Source organism: Bifidobacterium lemurum (assembly GCF_014898175.1).
Classification (GTDB): Bacteria; Actinomycetota; Actinomycetes; order Actinomycetales; family Bifidobacteriaceae; genus Bifidobacterium; species Bifidobacterium lemurum.
This window is the reverse complement of record NZ_CP062948.1, coordinates 226,616-244,055: the sequence shown is the minus strand read 5'-3', so window position 1 is coordinate 244,055 and position 17,440 is coordinate 226,616. Positions and strand designations below refer to the sequence as shown.

12 protein-coding genes are annotated in these 17,440 nt (G+C 59.9%); 10 read left to right on the top strand and 2 right to left on the bottom strand.

Annotated elements, in window-relative coordinates:
* Window positions 1-288: 288 nt before the first annotated feature.
* Both BL8807_RS00985 and BL8807_RS00980 read left to right on the top strand, forming a co-directional pair.
* Window positions 289-1,623: an MFS transporter gene (locus tag BL8807_RS00985; RefSeq protein WP_072725862.1), complete on the top strand. Its 1,335-nt coding sequence runs from the start codon at window positions 289-291 to the stop codon at window positions 1,621-1,623.
* A 102-nt stretch (window positions 1,624-1,725) separates the two neighbouring features.
* A complete protein-coding gene (locus BL8807_RS00980; protein WP_072725864.1) occupies window positions 1,726-3,072 on the top strand; it encodes a glycoside hydrolase family 30 protein in 1,347 nt (448 codons plus the stop codon).
* A gap of 593 nt (window positions 3,073-3,665) precedes the next feature.
* Here BL8807_RS00980 and BL8807_RS12080 read toward each other — a convergent pair.
* Window positions 3,666-3,791, bottom strand: coding sequence for a hypothetical protein (locus tag BL8807_RS12080; protein WP_264298322.1), 126 nt, complete (start codon window positions 3,789-3,791; stop codon window positions 3,666-3,668).
* Between the two features lie 165 nt (window positions 3,792-3,956).
* Here BL8807_RS12080 and BL8807_RS00975 point away from each other — a divergent pair, with 165 nt between their 5' ends.
* From BL8807_RS00975 to BL8807_RS00940, 8 genes are all read left to right on the top strand, one after another.
* Window positions 3,957-4,670: a LytR/AlgR family response regulator transcription factor gene (locus tag BL8807_RS00975; protein ID WP_158217111.1), complete on the top strand. Its 714-nt coding sequence runs from the start codon at window positions 3,957-3,959 to the stop codon at window positions 4,668-4,670.
* A complete protein-coding gene (locus BL8807_RS00970) occupies window positions 4,667-5,998 on the top strand; it encodes an ATP-binding protein (protein WP_083570220.1) in 1,332 nt (443 codons plus the stop codon). The genes BL8807_RS00975 and BL8807_RS00970 overlap by 4 nt, the downstream gene beginning before the upstream one ends.
* A gap of 146 nt (window positions 5,999-6,144) precedes the next feature.
* Entirely contained in the window at window positions 6,145-7,599 is a 1,455-nt protein-coding gene (locus tag BL8807_RS00965) for a family 43 glycosylhydrolase (RefSeq protein ID WP_072725871.1), read from the top strand.
* A gap of 17 nt (window positions 7,600-7,616) precedes the next feature.
* Window positions 7,617-10,667 carry a glycoside hydrolase family 3 protein gene (locus tag BL8807_RS00960; RefSeq protein WP_072725873.1) on the top strand — a complete coding sequence of 1,017 codons (3,051 nt, stop codon included), beginning with the start codon at window positions 7,617-7,619 and terminating at the stop codon, window positions 10,665-10,667.
* The gene (locus BL8807_RS00955) at window positions 10,664-11,131 is read left to right on the top strand and encodes a hypothetical protein (protein ID WP_072725875.1); all 468 of its coding nucleotides are present in this window, start codon (window positions 10,664-10,666) and stop codon (window positions 11,129-11,131) included. Before BL8807_RS00960 ends, BL8807_RS00955 begins: the two co-directional genes overlap by 4 nt.
* A gap of 107 nt (window positions 11,132-11,238) precedes the next feature.
* Entirely contained in the window at window positions 11,239-12,792 is a 1,554-nt protein-coding gene (locus BL8807_RS00950; protein WP_072725877.1) for an MFS transporter, read from the top strand.
* 113 nt (window positions 12,793-12,905) lie between these two features.
* Window positions 12,906-14,123 (top strand): glycoside hydrolase family 5 protein, encoded by a 1,218-nt coding sequence (locus tag BL8807_RS00945; RefSeq protein WP_072725879.1) that lies wholly within the window; start codon window positions 12,906-12,908, stop codon window positions 14,121-14,123.
* 216 nt (window positions 14,124-14,339) lie between these two features.
* A complete protein-coding gene (locus BL8807_RS00940) occupies window positions 14,340-15,986 on the top strand; it encodes a glycoside hydrolase family 43 protein (protein WP_072725881.1) in 1,647 nt (548 codons plus the stop codon).
* Between the two features lie 119 nt (window positions 15,987-16,105).
* On the opposite strand, the gene BL8807_RS00935 is transcribed toward BL8807_RS00940, so the two are convergent.
* Window positions 16,106-17,311 (bottom strand): ATP-binding protein, encoded by a 1,206-nt coding sequence (locus BL8807_RS00935; protein WP_083570221.1) that lies wholly within the window; start codon window positions 17,309-17,311, stop codon window positions 16,106-16,108.
* Between the last annotated feature and the right edge of the window lie 129 nt (window positions 17,312-17,440).

Genomic DNA, 17,440 nt, shown 5'->3' with positions numbered 1-17,440 from the left:
GTGCGGCAGGTCTCATATCAGATGAATTTGTCTACTTACAAGGTACTAGGTAAATGAGAAGGAGGTGTCGATTCCTCGGCGCGACACGCCGAATTTCCAGCTTTAGTTAGATGGGATTATTATCTAACTAAGCAATTACTAAGTACTGGAAAACAAGAACGGTGATTGCCCTACAACTCAAAGAGGAGTAGATCACCGCCGATTGCGAAATACTCGATAACCACACGAATATTCCGTATACCGGTACGGACCATGACGTCCATGATTTGCAAGAAAAGAGGTTTCCCAATGAGCGATCCGTTTACCGCCGCGCCCTCCAAGGAAGAGCGTCTGGCCGCGTACAACGCGAACATCGCCGCCGCCAACGCCGACCCGGCCCTGTCCCCGGCGACCGGCAACCCGCTGGACAAGCTGTCCGTCGCGCGATACGGCGCCGGCTTCCTGATCTTCGGCATCCTGTGGATGAGCGGCCTGGGCATCGTGTCCGCCGTGCTGCTGCCGGAGCACTACAAGAGCATCGAGGGCATCCAGCCCGAGGCCCTGCTGGGCATCGTGAACGCCGCCACCGCGGTCGCGTCCCTCGTCTCCAACCTGCTGTTCGGCAACTTCTCCGACCGCTCCCGCTCGCGCTTCGGCCGCCGCACCCCGTTCATCCTCGGCGGCGCGGTCCTGGGCGGCGTGACCCTGTTCCTGACCGGCACCACCACGAACCCGGTCCTGCTGACCGTGTTCTACTGCGCCTGCATGTTCGGCCTCAACTGCATGATCGCCCCGATGGTCGCGATCCTCTCCGACCGCGTGCCCTCCGGCATCCGCGGCACCATGAGCGCCTTCTACGGCGCCGGTGCCACCATCGGCTCGCCCATCGGCACCATGATCGGCGCCCTGTTCATCACCAACCTGATCCCCGGCTTCGCCGTCGCCGGCGTGCTCATGTTCCTCGGTGGTCTGGTCTCCGTGCTCATCATGCCCAAGGAGGGCCCGGCCGACTTCCTGCCCAAGGACAAGGGCTCCTTCGCGGACGTGCTCATGAGCTTCCGCCCGCCGAAGTTCTCCACCGCGCACGACTTCTACAAGGCGTTCGCCGGCCGCTTCTGCATGCTGGTGAGCTACCAGATGATCTTCGCCTACCAGCTGTACATCATCCAGAACTACGTGGGCCAGACCGCCGAGGAGTCCGCCGTCACGATCTCCGTGATGTCCTCCATCATCATGGTCGTCTCCCTGATCGGCTCCTTCATCTCCGGACCGGTCTCCGACATCATCGGCCGCCGCAAGCTGCCCGTGATCGTCGCCTCCGTGCTGTTCGCCGTCGGCATCGCCATGCCGTGGATCATGCCCTCCACCACCGGCATGTACCTCTTCGCCGGCATCGCGGGCCTCGGCTACGCGGTCTACTCCGCCGTCGACCAGGCCCTGCTTGTGGACGTGCTGCCGAACAAGGAGGAGGCCGGCAAGGACCTCGGCATCCTCAACCTCGCCACCACCCTCGGCCAGATGGTCGGCCCGATCATCATGAGCGCCATCGTGCTGTCCCTGGGCTACGCCTTCGCGTTCCCCATCTCCATCGCCCTGGCAATCATCGGATGCTTCTTCATCATGGTCATCAAGAACGTCAAGTGATCCCTTCTCCCAGCGCCCCGCGTCAGGGCGGCTTCCAGTCGGCCGGACGCGGGGCGTTCCCTATTCCCAATACTTTTCCAATCCCATGCAAAGGAGCATGATATGACCACGTGGATCGCCACGACGCAAGAGAACAAACTTGAGGACCGCTCGGCCGACATCGCCGCCACCGGCGCCACCACCGCCCCCGACCTGCAGCTCACCGGCGAGGAATTCCAAGCCCTGCGCGGCTTCGGCGGCTGCTTCAACGAGCTCGGCTGGCTGCCCTTGCAGCAGGTGAGCGAAGAGGAGCGCGACCAGATCATCAAGGAGCTGTTCAGCCCCGACGAGATGAACTTCACCTTCAACCGCGCGCCCGTCGCCGCCAACGACTTCGCCGACCATTGGTACAGCTACGACGAGATCGAAGGCGACTATGAGATGGAGCATTTCTCCGTCGAAAACGACGAAAGCACGCTGATTCCGTACATCCACCGCGCCCAGGAGTGGCAGCCCGACATGCAGCTGTTCTCCAGCCCGTGGTCGCCGCCCACCTGGATGAAGCGCCCGAAGGCCTACAACTACGGCCGTCTGATCCAAACTCCGGAGAATCTCAAGGCCTACGCCAAGTATCTGGTCAAGTATGTGCAGGCCTATGCCGAGCATGGCATCACCGTCAACCAGCTGCATGTGCAGAACGAGGTGTTCGCCGACCAGAAGTTCCCCAGCGCCCTGTGGGACTCCGAGGCGATGAAGGTGTTCATCCGCGACTATCTCGGCCCCGCGTTCGAGGAGGCCGGGCTTGACACCGACATCTGGCTGGGCACGCTCAACGGCCCCGAAGACATGGCATGGACCGGCGGCGGTTACGGCATGCGTCTGAACAACTACAACCGTTACGTCGACAACATCCTCTTCGACGACGAGGCGCGCAAGTACATCAAGGGCATCGCCTACCAGTGGGCCGGGCAGAACTGCATCGCCCGCACGCACGAGTCGTGGCCCGAGATCGAGCTGATCCAGTCCGAATCAGAATGTGGTATGGGCGACAACAGCTGGGAGTATGCGGAATACATCTTCCACCTGATCAACCATTACCTGCGCAACGGCGCCACCGCCTACACCTACTGGAATATGATCCTCGACGACCAGGATTCCACATGGGGATGGTGGCAGAACTCCTTGTTCACCATCACCGCCGACACCCATGAGGTGCGCCGCAATCCCGAATACTACGTGATGCGCCACTTCTCGCAATTCGTGCGCCCCGGCGCGAAGGTGCTCGGCACCACCGGCCACTTCAACTCCATGGCCATCGCCTTCCGCAACCCCGATGGCACCATCGCCGTCGTGGCGCAGAACGCGCTCGAAACGGAGATGCCGTTCGAATTCGCGGACCCGGCCGACGCCTCGCGCGGCATCAAGGCCACCCTCGCCCCGCGCTCCTTCAACACCTTCGTGCTGGACTAGGGGAGCGGCTGAAGTCATAAGAAAACGTCTTGCGGCCCATCCGGAAAGGATGTGCCGCAAGACGTTTTCTTAGTCTTGTTTCCCCACATCGCGATGGGTATCCGAATCGTAGCTGGAATCCGTAGGCCGCTGCCAATCGAAACGTGGACGCTCCGTAAAATCATCATCGAGGGTGATGAGTCTTTATCCAGTGCGTCGCAATGGAAAGCAGCACTCCGACTGAGGAAAAAACGAAGCCGAGTATGAGGTAATCGAGCGGCGGAAAGTAGATATTCCATCCACGGAACATATTTAACGATGTGCCGATGATCATCGTCGCAATCAACGACAATATCCCTGAAAGCAGTATGGTCAGCAGGTTTGCGCATACGCCTCGATGAGATCTCCCCGATTTGAAGCCGATATAAAGAAGCTGGCATGGGAGAACAATCCATAGCACGCCATAAATCGACAGAACTGACGGGAACACCCATATGACCACAAGCGATATTATCCAGACAAGCGCCTGAATCAATATAGGGGCTCTCCTCCGGGAGTTTGCGCCTCCCGTTCCTTCTTTGTGACTCATTCCACACATTGCGGCACCCCATTCCTTATGACTTCTTCTGCCGGTTGGGGCGATGGGCGGTGTCCATGTCGAGATACTGGGTGATGTCTTCTTCGCCCTCGTCGAAGATTTGGTCGAATTCCAGGGGCGTCTTCTTTGATGGCGTTTTCATATGAAAAGGCTATCACTTTCGATATGTGCTCTGGAAAGATGCGCGGGTAATGTCTGTTTAATTGACTGCTGGATGTTAGACGTGTGGGATGAGATCGTTGTATCTGATTTTTACGCGCATGTAATATCGGAGAGCAGACGGGTATGGGCCGGACGGAAGGATGATGTGGTGCTTTCAGTGTCCGTTGTGGAGGATGACGACGATTGCCGCACGCAGATGTGCGACTTTCTGCAGCGCTACGGCCGCGAGTGCGGCGAGCGCGTCGAAGTGACGACCTATGAGGACGGCGACGGCATCGCCAAGCAGTACAAGCCCGGCTGCGACATCATCCTGATGGATATCGAGATGCGCTTCATGAACGGCATGGACGCGGCCGCCGAAATCCGCAGAACCGACGACGCCGTCACTATCATCTTCGTCACCAACGCACCCCAATACGCGATGAAGGGGTATGAGGTGGGCGCGTTCGACTACATCCTCAAACCCATGACCTACGGCACGTTCCGCCAGCATTTCGAGCGTGCGGTCCGCAGCCTGCGCAGGCGGCAGGGGAGTTTCGTGACGCTGCCCATGGCGGGCGGCTTCCAGCGCGTGCGCACCGACGCCATCCGATACGTCGAGGTGCGCGACCATACGCTGGTGCTGCACACGACCAACGGCGACATGGCCGCCCGCGTCACCATGCGCGAGCTGGAGGAGAAACTCGACAGGAGCGTGTTCTTCCGCTGCAACAAGATGTTCCTGATCAACCTCGACTATGTGGACGGGCTCAACGGATCCGACGTGCTGATCGGAGACGAGACGGTGATCGTCAGCCGCGCCCGCCGCAAGCCCTTGCTGGACGCGCTTAACGACCGCATGGGGGAGACGGCGTTATGAGTCCGGATAATCCCATGGATATGACGCTGGTCGAAACCCCCGGCAGCTACTACATGTTCGCCTACTGGTTGGCCGCGCTGGTGCTGTGCGTGGCGCGTATGCCGCGCCGCTTCGACTGGTGGCGCACCACCGCCCTGTCGCTGGGCGCGATCGGCCTGCTGGAGGGGTGGATGCGGCTGACCGACGGCATTCCCATGATGCTGTACGTGCCCAGCGTCGCGTTGTGCATGGCGGTGGTGTTCGTTTTCATCCTCGCGACGTGCCGGTTGAACGCCATGCAGGCCGGATACTACACGGTGCAGGTGGTGATGCTGGGGGAGTTCGCCGCCTCGCTTGAATACCAGATCTACTACTATCTGATCAGCCGCTGGTCGGTGCCCAGCGTGCAGGTGGCGAACGTGGCGTGTCTGGTGGTGATCCATGCCGCGGTATTCTCGGCGGCGTGGTTGCTCACCCGGCGCAGTCGCGGCTCCGGCCCGGAATTGCGCGTGCGTTGGAACGATCTGCTGACGGTGGTGTTCATCGGTCTGTTCGCTTATTCGCTGAGCAATATCAGCTATGTGCTTTCGGACACTCCGTTCAGCACCACGCTGTCGGGCGAGTTGTTCATCATCCGCACGATGACCGATTTCGCCGGTGTGGCCATGCTGTTCGTATTCGACCTGCAGATGCGCGAACGGAACCTCGAGGTGGAGCAGGCGGCGCTGCGCTCCATGCTGCAGATGCAGTACAACAGCTACCGCATCTCCAAAGAGAGCATGGATGTGGTGAACCGCAAATATCATGACCTCAAACATCAGATCGCGCTGCTGCGGGCCGAAGGCGGTGACGCGAACGCGCATCTCGACCGACTCGAGCGGGAGATCGGTGCGTATGAGGCCGCCTACCGCACCGGCAACGACGTGCTCGACACGATGCTCACCATGAAAACCGAACGATGCCGCACGCTCGGCATCCAACTGCAATGCGTGGCGCAGGGGGAGAGCCTGGAATTCATTGATCCGATGGATTTGAGCTCGCTGTTCGGCAACGCTTTGGACAACGCCATCGAAGCGGCCGGCCGCGTGCGCGACGCCGACCGCCGGCAGGTCCTCTGCTCGGTCGCGGAGCGCAAGGGCTTCGTGCAGATCTGCGTCGAGAACGGATGCGAGGGGCCGGTCTCTTTCGACAAAGGCGTGCCGCGCAGTACCAAAGGTGACGATGTCAATCACGGCTTCGGATTCAAAAGCATGCGTGAGATCGTGGAACGCTACGGCGGCTCCATCACCGCGCGGGTCGATGACGGTCGTTTCATCCTGCGTATGCTGATTCCCGTGCGCTCGGCCTAATCCGGCGAACTGCCCGATCGCGTCGCAGAATGACAGTTCACGGCATAATCGCCACCGATGGCGTTCGCCGGGCCCTTCTCCCATGCCGCGTTCGGTACGTTGGAACCATCACAACAACGTGACGAACGAGACGAGGAGGTTCTCCCATGGCAGCGCTTCAGGCCTTCAACCCGTATCTGCCGAGCTACGAGTATGTGCCCGACGGCGAACCGCACGTGTGGGGCGACCGCGTGTACCTGTACGGCTCCCACGACCGGTTCAACGGCTACAGCTTCTGCCTCAACGACTACGTGTGCTGGTCCGCTCCGCTGAACGACCTGGCCGACTGGCGCTACGAGGGCGTGATTTTTTCGCGAGATCAGGATCCGCACGGCAACCGCAACCGCATCCAGTACGGATTCGCCGCCCCCGACATGTGCCAAGGGCCGGACGGACGCTACTATTTCTTCTACTTCATGGGCGACCACTACATCAAGGTGGCCGTCTGCGACGAGCCCGCCGGACGCTATGAGTATCTTGGCGTGGTCAAATACGCCGACGGTGTGGCGTTGGGCATGCGCAACGAGCCGAAGATGTTCGACCCCGGCGTGTTCGTGGACGACGACGGCCGCATCTACCTGTATTCCGGATTCGCGCTGCAGTCCAATCCGATTCTGCTGCACGGCGAGAAACCCACCGTCAAGGGTGCCATGGTGTTCGAGCTCGAACCCGACATGCTCACCATCAAGCCCGGCTATGAGGATGTGCACTACATCGGCGTGCCCGGACCGGGCGCCGCCGAGGGCACGGGCTATGAGGGGCACGAGTTCCTGGAGGCCGCCTCGATGCGCAAATTCGGCGACACCTACTATTTCGTCTACAGCTCGCAGTTGAGCCACGAACTGTGCTATGCGACCAGCGACAATCCGGTGAGCGGATTCCGCTTCGGCGGCGTGCTGATCTCCAACGGAGACATCGGACTCGACGGACGCACCGCCCAGAAGGCGACCAACTTCACCGGCAACAACCACGGCAGCCTGATTGAACTCAACGGCAAATACTACGTCTTCTACCATCGCCAAACGAACCGGCACCAGTTCTCCCGGCAGGCCTGCGCCGAGGAAATCCGGTTCGAGGATGGCAGGTTCCTGCAGGTCGAAACGACGTCGTGCGGACTCAACGGGGGCCCGCTCACAGGGAAAGGAGTATATGAGGCAAGAATCGCCTGCAATCTGATGTCCGCCAAGGGCACCCGATTCTACGGAGCGTTCAGAGGACTCAAAGGCCACGAGCCCTATTTCACGCAAACCGGGAAAGACCGCGAAAGCAATCCGGACCAGTACATCGCGAATATGAGAAACGGCGCGACCGCCGGCTTCAAATACTTCGCGCTGGACGATACGCGACGGATCGCCATCAGCGGCAAGGGCAACGCGCGCGGACGGATGGTGGTGTCGACTCGTATGCACGGCGAACCGGTCGCCAGCATCGACGTCACGCCGTCCACACGCATCACCACGTTCCCCGCGGCGGCATTGAAGCCGCAGACGGGAGCGCAAGCGCTGTACTTCACTTTTGAAGGCACCGGCGCCTTTGATTTCCATCAATTTGAACTGAACTAGAACAAGGAGAGCAGCGGATGTCCCGCAAGACAAACGTATGGCGTGGATTCACGACCATCACCGCCTCGTTACTGGCATTATCCGTGGGAGTGGCCACGGTGTGCGAAAGCTGGAAGGAGTCTTTGGACCAGAACCTCGGCACCACCTCCAGCTCGATCCAAACCAGCGACAAAACGGCAAGCGACACCTACACCTACACTTCGGACTACACCACCACCGACGAATTGGTGCAGGCCCACAAAGACCTCAACGAGCAGCTGAGCGAGGAAGGCAGCGTACTGCTCAAGAACAACGGCACGTTGCCGCTGAGCAGCGGAGACAAGGTCACGCTGTTCGGAGCGACGAGCCACTACCCGTACTATGGTCCCGAATTCGGAGGCTCCGTCGACGAAGAGAACGCGGTGTCTTTGGAACAGGCGCTGACGGATGGTGGTTTCGAGGTCAATCCGACCATGACCGCCCTGTATGAGACGCTCGGCAATGTCACCGATGGTAAGGACGACCAAGGCAACGACATCTACCCCTATCGTCCGGGCGCATTGACCTCCACGTTCATCGGCCCGGTTCCGGGACAGTACGCGGTCGGAGAGCCGCCGTTGTCCGCATACGAAGAGCATGCGGCAGGCTACCAGGATTCCTTCGCCGAGTATTCGGACGCCGCGATCGTGGTCGTGGGGCGCTCCGCCTCCGAAGCAGCGGACTATCTGCCCGGCGATGACGGATTGGCCGAAGGCGAAAGCGGCGCGAACGCGTTGGCGTTGAACGACGAGGAACGCGCGATGATCGATCTCGCCTGCCAGAATTTCGATAAGGTCGTCGTACTGATCAACGCCGTGAACCAGCTTGAAATCGGCGATCTGGCGGATAACGACCAAATCGACGCGATTATGTGGGTCGGTCTGCCCGGCGTCTACGGTTTCAACGGCGTGGCCGACGTGCTCAACGGAGAGGAAAGCCCCTCCGGTCATCTGACGAGCACCTACGCGGCGAACTCGCAGTCGTCTCCCGCCATGGTGAACTTCGGCAACTACGAATACGCCAACAAGGGAGACCAGATGGAGTCGATGTATCTGGTCGAAGCCGAAGGCATCTACTCCGGATACAAGTATTACGAAACCCGCTACGCCGATGCCGTCGCCGACCAAGGCAACGCGGATTCCGCAACGGGATCCATCGACGGCGATGCGTGGAACTACGAGGATGAAATCGTCTACGGATTCGGCGAAGGCCTAAGCTACACCACCTTTGAGCAGCGACTCGACTCGGTCGAGGCCGACGACGAGAACCATACGATGACTGTGACCGCGACGGTGACCAACACTGGTAGCGTGGCGGGCAAGGACGTCGTGCAGGTTTACGCGCAGTCGCCGTACACCGACTACGACAAGCAGAACAATGTCGAGAAAGCCGGCGTGCAGCTGATGGACTACGTCAAAACCGATGAGCTGCAGCCCGGCGAATCCCAGACCGTTTCGACCACGTTTGAGTTGAAGTATCTCGCCAGCTACGACTACACCACCGCGAAAACCTACATTATGGACGCCGGCGACTACTATGTGGCCATCGGCAATGGTGCGCATGACGCATTGAACAATATCCTCGCCGCGCAGGGTTATGACACCGCCGACGGTATGACCGCCGATGGTGACAGCTCGTTGACCTACACCTGGCATCAGGATGAGTTCGACGACACCACCTATGCCACCAGCGAGAACGGCACCGAAATCACCAACCAGCTTGACGATATGGATCTCAACTATTGGCAGGAAGGCACGGTGACATATCTCAGCCGCTCCGATTGGGAGGGCACGTGGCCCAAGTCCTACACGGACATCGCAATCACCGACGAGATGCAGCCGTACATGCAGTCGGACTTCTACGAGATGAAAACCGATGAGGACACCAGCGACATCTTCCCCGAAGAGGAAAGCAGCGTCTCCTTCTTGGAGATGAAGGGTGCCGACTTCGATGACGAGCGCTGGGAAGAGATCATGGACGGCGTCACGCTTGAGGACGCGCTCTACGGCATTCGAGTTGGCGGCACCCAGCCCAAGAAGTACGAATCCGTCGACGAAATCGTCAATGCGCTCGAATCGGATGGCCCCGGCGGCATCAACGGAACCGACCTTGCCACCCGCAGCACCGATCCCGACTCCCCGACGTACGTGTCCGAAGACGATCCGAACGCGACCTACAAGCCCAACGACTATGTCTGCGAGCCCATCGTCGCCTCGACCTTCAACAAGGACCTCGCCACCGCGCAAGGCGCGCTGTTCGGCAACGACTCGCTGTGGACGAACACCACGATCTTCTTCGCTCCGGGTGTGAACAACCAGCGCACGCCGTATAACGGACGCAACGACGAATACTATTCGGAAGATCCGATGGTAACGAACTACTGCGCCAGCGCCGTGGTGGCCGCCGCCAGGGAGAAGGGCACGATCATCGTTCCCAAGCATCTGGCCTTCAACGACCAGGAATCCGGCCGCATGGGCATCAGCGTGTTCATGAACGAGCAGAAGGCCCGTGAAACTGAGCTTCGCGGCTTCGAAGGCATGGTGGACGCGGGCATGAACGGCCTGATGACCTCCATGAACCGCGTCGGCGTCACCTACTCGTCCGGACATGTCGGCCTGATGCAGAACATCCTGCGCGGAGAATGGGGATATCAGGGCTTCCTGATGACCGATATCGTGTTCTCGATGAAGGACGTCACGGATTACATGTCCGCCAAGGAATCCGTCATCGGCGGCACCACGCTGATGGGCATCAGCTCCGACAGCCAGATCGGCAGCTCCGGTTCCTGGCAGTACATGACCGTGGAGGGCGTCAGCGGCGATCGTCAGTTCGTGCAGGCCCTCCGAGACAACACGAAGTACCTGTTCTACGCCCTCGCGAATTCGAACGCCATGAACGGCCTGAACAGCACCTCTCGTGTGGTGACGAATATGACATGGTGGCGTTGGAGCTACGCGGCGTTCATTGCGGCCGCGCTGGCGCTGACGGTGCTGTCCCTGACGATGTATGCTCGCGCGCTGCGCAAGAGCGGAAAGGAAATCGAACGATGAGCAAGAAGAAAATCGGCGTGGGAAACATCCTGCTGGCACTGTCCGCGCTGTTCGCCTTGGCAGGGACCGTGGTCTACGTCATCAATGCGACCGGAAGCTATTACGGTGACTTCGCGTTGCTCGTGCCGGTGCTCGGTGTGGTGACCGTTGTGTTCATCGCCGCACCTATCGTACTGGAAGCGGTTATGGGCAACCGGCAGTGGATCGATGCAATCTATCCGATCGCGGGCGTGCTTGGCATCGTCACGATGGTGCAGTACATCGCCGCTCGTGCCGAATCCGTGGCCCTGATTCTCGGATCCTCGCTGGAAGCCGGAAACGTCGCCGCGCATCAGGCCCTGTACACGGCGTTCGCGGGTATCGCTTGCTACCTGCTTGCGGTCGTCGCGGTATGTGCGGCGGGATTCTTCAACCGCGTCGCACCAGCATCCGCGGAAACGGTCGTCCAGCCGGTGACGGCCTGACCGATTCCCCTCGTGGTCATATGGCCCGCCTCCGGTTTCATTCCTCTTTCCTGGCGGCGGGCCGTATGGCCTCCTCAATTCCCTCTGAAACATAGGACTTTGCGATCATGACCTCCAAACTGCAGCGCTTCTTCGACTCGCCTCTTGTCGCGACGCGCGTCACGTCCGCGGACGTGAAGATTCCCGAAGCCGTGTTGGGCTATCTCGTCGGCCCGTTCCTGGCCTTCATCTCCAACGCGATTTTCGGCTCCTACCTCAACCGTTACTACTCCGACGTGCTCGGCTGGACCGACGCCCAGCGCTTTGGCGTCTTCTCCGGCCTGCTGCCCATGGTCTCCGTGGTGTTCGTCATCGTCGGCAACCTGTGGGTCGGCCGCCTTATCGACAACACGCGCACCTCCCAGGGCAAGGCCCGCCCGTATCTGCTGATTTCTGCCCCGCTGCTGCTGGTGGCGATCGTTTTCCTGCTGTCCGACCCATACACGGCGAGCCCCGTCGTGCAGATGGTGTGGATCGCGCTGAGCTACAACATCTACTACGCGGTCGCCTACCCGTTGTTCTACGCCTCGCACAGTTCTTTTGTGGCGCTCTCCACCCGTGATTCCAAGCAGCGTGGTCTTCTCGGCACCTTCTCCAACGCATCGATGGTGGCCGCCGTGGGCGTGGGCGCGAGCATTCTGGTGCCGATGCTGCTGCAAAGCTGGCTGTTCGTGGAAACCGACGGGTCGATCGACACCGTCGCCAGCTACAACCATTGGCGTATTCTGATGATCGCCCTGTGCGTGGTCACTGTTGTCGGCATTCTGATCGAGTACTACTTCACCCGTGAACGCATTACCGAGGAGAACCTCAAGCTCGGTATCGTCGAGCAAAAGGTGCCGTTGGGCAAGCAGATCGCCAGCTGCGTGAGCGAGCCGTATTGGTGGTTGATCATCCTGTACTTCGTGTTCTTCCAGTTCTCCGGCATGCTCAAGAACGGTTCGATGAGCTACTATTCGCGCTGGATGTTCGACGGTGTGACCGATGAGGCCTCCGCCGGCACCGTGATGAGCCTGCTCGGTCTGATCGGCGGTGTGCCCACGGCCGTCGGCATGCTGATCGCGTGGCCGATCGCCAGCAAACTCGGCAAACGTAACGCCATCGTCGCGGGTCTCGTCATCTCCGTGATCGGTGGGTCGGTGAGCTTCCTTGACGTGCACAACCTCACCATCGTGTGCGCGGGCGTGGTGCTCAAAGGCATCGGTTCGATTCCCGCCATGTACGTCACGCTCGCTCTGCTTTCCGATGTGCTCGACCATTTGGAGGCCAAGAACGGCTTCCGTTCGGATGGGTTCACCATGTCGGTGTACGGCTCGATTATGGTCGGCATGACGGGCCTCGGCAACGGCATCATCAACGCGTTGCTCGTCGCCGGGGGGTACGACGCCTCGCTCGCCGAGCAAAGCGGAGCGGTGCAGGCCGTGCTCACCGGCACCTATCTCGGTGGAGAGATCGTCTGTTATGCGATCATCGCGGTGCTGATGGTTTTCCTCGGGGTTGAGAAGCATGTGAAGGCCGATCAGGAGAAGATCGTCGCCTCGCAGAAGGCCGCGGTGGAGGCGGCCGGCGGCGAGTGGATCTCCCCGGAGGAGCGTCTGCGGATGGAGGAGTCCAAGGGCTGATTCGACACGACGCTCCCGCAGGCGAAGTTGCGCTTTCTTAAGAATGTATTATCATATAACTAAGTGATTACTAGATAATAGAAAAGTGGTCACACGAGTACGAAGGAGTGCACATGGACATCAAGTACATCAACGGCGTGAACCTCGGCAACTGGCTCGTCCTCGAGAAGTGGATGAACCCGGCTCTGTTCGACGGCACCACCGCGGATGACGAATACTATCTGCCTACCCAGCTCTCGCCGGAGGTCTATGAGGCCCGCATCAAGACCCACCGCGCGGAATACATCAACGAACGCGACTTCGCCACCATCAAGTCCTGGGGACTCGACTCGGTGCGCATCCCCGTGCCGTACTTCATCTTCGGCGACCGCGCGCCCTTCATCGGCTGCATCGAAGAGCTCGACAAGGCCTTCAACTGGGCCGAGAAGTACGGTCTGACCATCCTCATCGACCTGCACACCGCACCGATGAGCCAGAACGGATTCGACAACGGCGGCATCTCCGGCGTGTGCAAGTGGGCGCAACTGCCCGAAGAGGTGGAATTCGTACTCACCGTGCTCGAACGCCTCGCCCAGCGCTACGGCAACCGCGAATCCCTGATGGGCATCGAAATCATCAACGAACCGAACACCACCACATCCTGGCCGATGGCGAACGTGACGGAACGCTACAAGGCGGTCGACCCCGAACTCGCCGAAGGCACCGGCCCGATCGAATTCGACTGGCTCAAGGACTTCTACGTCACCGCCTACCATCGCCTGCGCGACGCCGAGCATGGCGCGCTGCCTGAAGACAAGGCCGTGGTGTTCCACGACGGCTTCGATATCTGGCAGTGGAAGGACTTCATGCGCGGCGAGGACGGCAAGCTCGCGCCCGAGTTCGTCAACGTGATCCTCGACACCCACCAGTACCTGATGACCGCCGAGATGATGGGCTGCCCGCAGACCGTGGAAGGCTACGACGACTTCGTGCGTAACACCTACGCGCCGATGATCAAGGAGATGAGCGAATACTTCCCCGTCATCGTGGGGGAGTGGTGCCTGTTCAACTCGGTCGGCTGCGGCGTCGACACCCACGGCGGACAGAGCGTGCTCAACGGCGAGGAAGGTGCGCAGGTCGAAGCGCTCACCCCGGCCGAGAAGCGCGACCTCTACCAGGGCGTCGCCAAGAGCCAGCTCGAAGCGTGGAGCCACGGTTCCGGCTACTACTACTGGAACTACAAGCTGCTCACCGACACCGTCAACACCCCCGGCTGGATCGGCTGGGACTCGTGGGATCTCGGCCGCTGCATCGCCCAAGACTGGTTCCCCACCCCCTCCGGCCGCAACTAGTCGGGACGAATCCGGCTCGCAAAACGTAACGAGCCGGTGGTCGGGATGTTCTGTTTAGGACCGTAAAGACTTGGCCTGAGCGGCCCGGAGCGTGTCATAAATAGAACATCCCGGCCACCGGCGGACACCGCACCATCCTAAACAATCGCAACTGTCGCAACCACCAGCGGACACCAAAACCATCGCAACCAATCACACAACCCAAGGAGAAACGCAATGCTGCTCAATCCGATCTTCAAAGGTTTCAATCCCGACCCGGCGATCTGCCGCAAAGGCGACGACTACTATGTGGCCGTCTCCACCTTCGAATGGTTCCCCGGCATCCCTGTCTACCATTCCAAGGACATGAAGCACTGGGAGCTGCTCACCCACGTGCTCACCGACGACACCGAGCCGAACCTCACCAAGCTGCCGTCCGCCAAGGGCATCTGGGCACCGTGCCTCACCTACAACGAGGAAGAGGACATGTTCTACGTGATCTACGGCGTGATGAACTCCATGAACGCCCGCTACTTCGACGTGGACAACTACCTCATCAAGTCCAAGAGCATCGAAGGCCCGTGGAGCGAGCCGGTCTACCTCACCTCCTCCGGCTTCGACGCGTCCATTCTGCATGACGACGACGGCAAGAAGTACATCGTCTCGCTCGAATGGGAGACGCGCGAAGGCTACGAGAAGCCGGGCGTGATCTGCATGGTCGAATACGATCCCGAAACCCAGCATGTGGTCGGCTACCCCAAGCGCATCTGGCGCGGCGCCACCGACCGCGGCTGCATCGAAGCCCCGCATCTGACCAAGCGCGACGGTTGGTACTACATCATGTGCGCCGAGGGCGGCACCGGCTACAACCATGCCGTCACCATGGGCCGCTCGCGTAACGTGTGGGGTCCGTACGAGCCGGATCCGCAGGGTGCGATCGTCACCTCGCAGCCGGTCGAATCCAACGAGCGCGCGGATGACGACCACTTGAAGCCCCGCTATTACAACCCGGATTCCGTGCTGCAGAAGTCCGGCCATGGTTCCTACGTGGACCTGCCGAACGGCGAGACCTATCTGGTGCATCTGACCTCGCGTCCGTTCGCGCCCGAACTGCGCTGCACGCTCGGCCGTGAGACCGCCATCCAGAAGATGACGTGGACCGAGGACGGCTGGCTGCGTATGGCCGACGGCTCAAATCTCGCCAAGACGGAGGTCGAGGAGCCGAGTCTACCCGACGTGCCGATGCCCGAAATCCCCGCGTTCGACGACTTCGACGGTGGCGAGCTGGGCAACTGGTACTATTCGCCGCGCCTCATGCCCACCACCTTCGCGAATGTGACCGAGCGTCCGGGCTGGCTGCGCGTGCGAGGTCAGGAGTCGCTGGCCTCGCTCAACCGCACGAGCCTCGTGGCCCGCAAGCTCACCAGCGTGTACGCCACGGTGACCACGAAGATGGAGTTCTCTCCGGAGGTCTACCAGCATTCCGCTGGCCTGACCATCTACTACGACAACATGAACAACATCTTCCTGCGCAAGTACTATTCGGAGACGCTCGGCGGCGCCGCCATCTCGCTGGTGCGCCTGGAGAACGGCGAGAAGACCGAGATGCTCGACACCCGCGTGGCCGTCGAAGATCGCGCGATCTACATGCGCCTGAACATCGAAGGCCGCCGCACCTGGTTCGAGTGGGGCTACGACGGTGAGAACTGGACCAAGATCGGACCCGAGTTCGACACCACCACCTTCTCCGACGAGTACTGCAAGTTCGGCGAGTTCACCGGCACGATGGTCGGCGTGGCAGTCACCGACGCCTCGCTGCACGAGCGCACCGCCGACTTCGACTTCTTCGACTACAGGGCCGACGAGTCCAAGCCCGTCGCCTGACGTGGCTGTCAGCGTGCCCGTCTTCTGACCGGCCGCACCTAAGCGCCGCTCCCGACGATCAATCGTCGCGGGCGGCGCTTTCTTGTGGTTGTTCGACCAAACGAGTTTTCTTGATATATCTACTTGTCCGCGGCCAACCAATCGAGCGCATAGACCTGCTGGATGCCGTCATGCGAGGTGGGGCGTACGTCATCGAGGGTGATCAAGGTTTTGGGGTAGTTGTCGCGGATTGAGGAGAATGACGACAATTCGCGTTCAAGAGTCTCCGGATTGTTCACCGATTCGCAGACCTGCCAATACCGTCGTCCTTGCGGGCCATTGGTGACGAAATCGATTTCGCCTGTGGGTCCTTGCCCGACGAATACCTCTTTGTCGCGGCGAAGCAGTTCGAGGTATACGATGTTTTCGAGGATTCTGCCGGTGTCGCGAACATTGTTCGAACATAGGATGCGGCGCAATCCCATGTCGACCGCGTAATACTTCTTTTCCCGTTTGAGGATGCGCTTGCCTTTGACGTCGTAGCGATCCGCGGAATAGAGCACGAACGCCGATTCCAGCGCTTCCAGATAAGCGCTGACGGTAGGGGTGGAGACTTTGGTCCCCGACGAGGTCAACGTGTTTGCGATGTTGCGAGGCGTGGTTAGATTGCCGATATTGTCGTACAGATACACCACCAAGCTCCGCAACAATGATGCGTTCGCGTTGATGCGTTGCGAAACGTCTTTGATCAGAATGGTGTTGAGCACGCCATCGAGGTAATCGTGTATGAGATTGTCGTTGCCGTCCAGCTCATTGACCGCAGGAAACGAGCCATCGTGGATATAGTTCGACCACCGACGTTGTTGGGAAGTCTCGGTGTTTGTGGGCGTGGTGAGATATTCGGCGAACGATAGCGGCAGCATCGAGATCTCCGTATATCGGCCGGATAGGAGGGTGGCCAATGTGCCGCCGAGCAGATTGGCGTTCGACCCGGTGATATACAGGTCGATGTTGGGGCGCACGTACAGGCTGTCGACGGCTTTCTGGAAATCCGGTACATTCTGGATTTCGTCGATCAGCACATAATGCATTGCATCGTCGGCGCATCGGCTCAGAATCTCATTGTGGAGCGCGTGATACTCCAGAAGCGGCTCGTTTTCGAGCAATTCGAGATTGATATGAATGATGTGGCTTGCGTCGATGCCTGCCTGCTCCTGCAGATAACGCTTCCACAGTTCCATCAGTGTGGATTTGCCGCAGCGTCGCACGCCTGTGATGACTTTGATGACGTCCTTGTCTTTCCAAGGCTTCAGCATATCCAGGTAATGCGGCCGCTCGATCATCATGCACCTCTCAAAGTAAAATCTTTTTTCAATTATACTCTATAGGCGGCAGAATGAAAAAATGTTTTCATTCAACCCATATTTGCTGGGGAATGAAGATTTCTTTTCTGTCGTGCCGTCTGTTGATGTCGG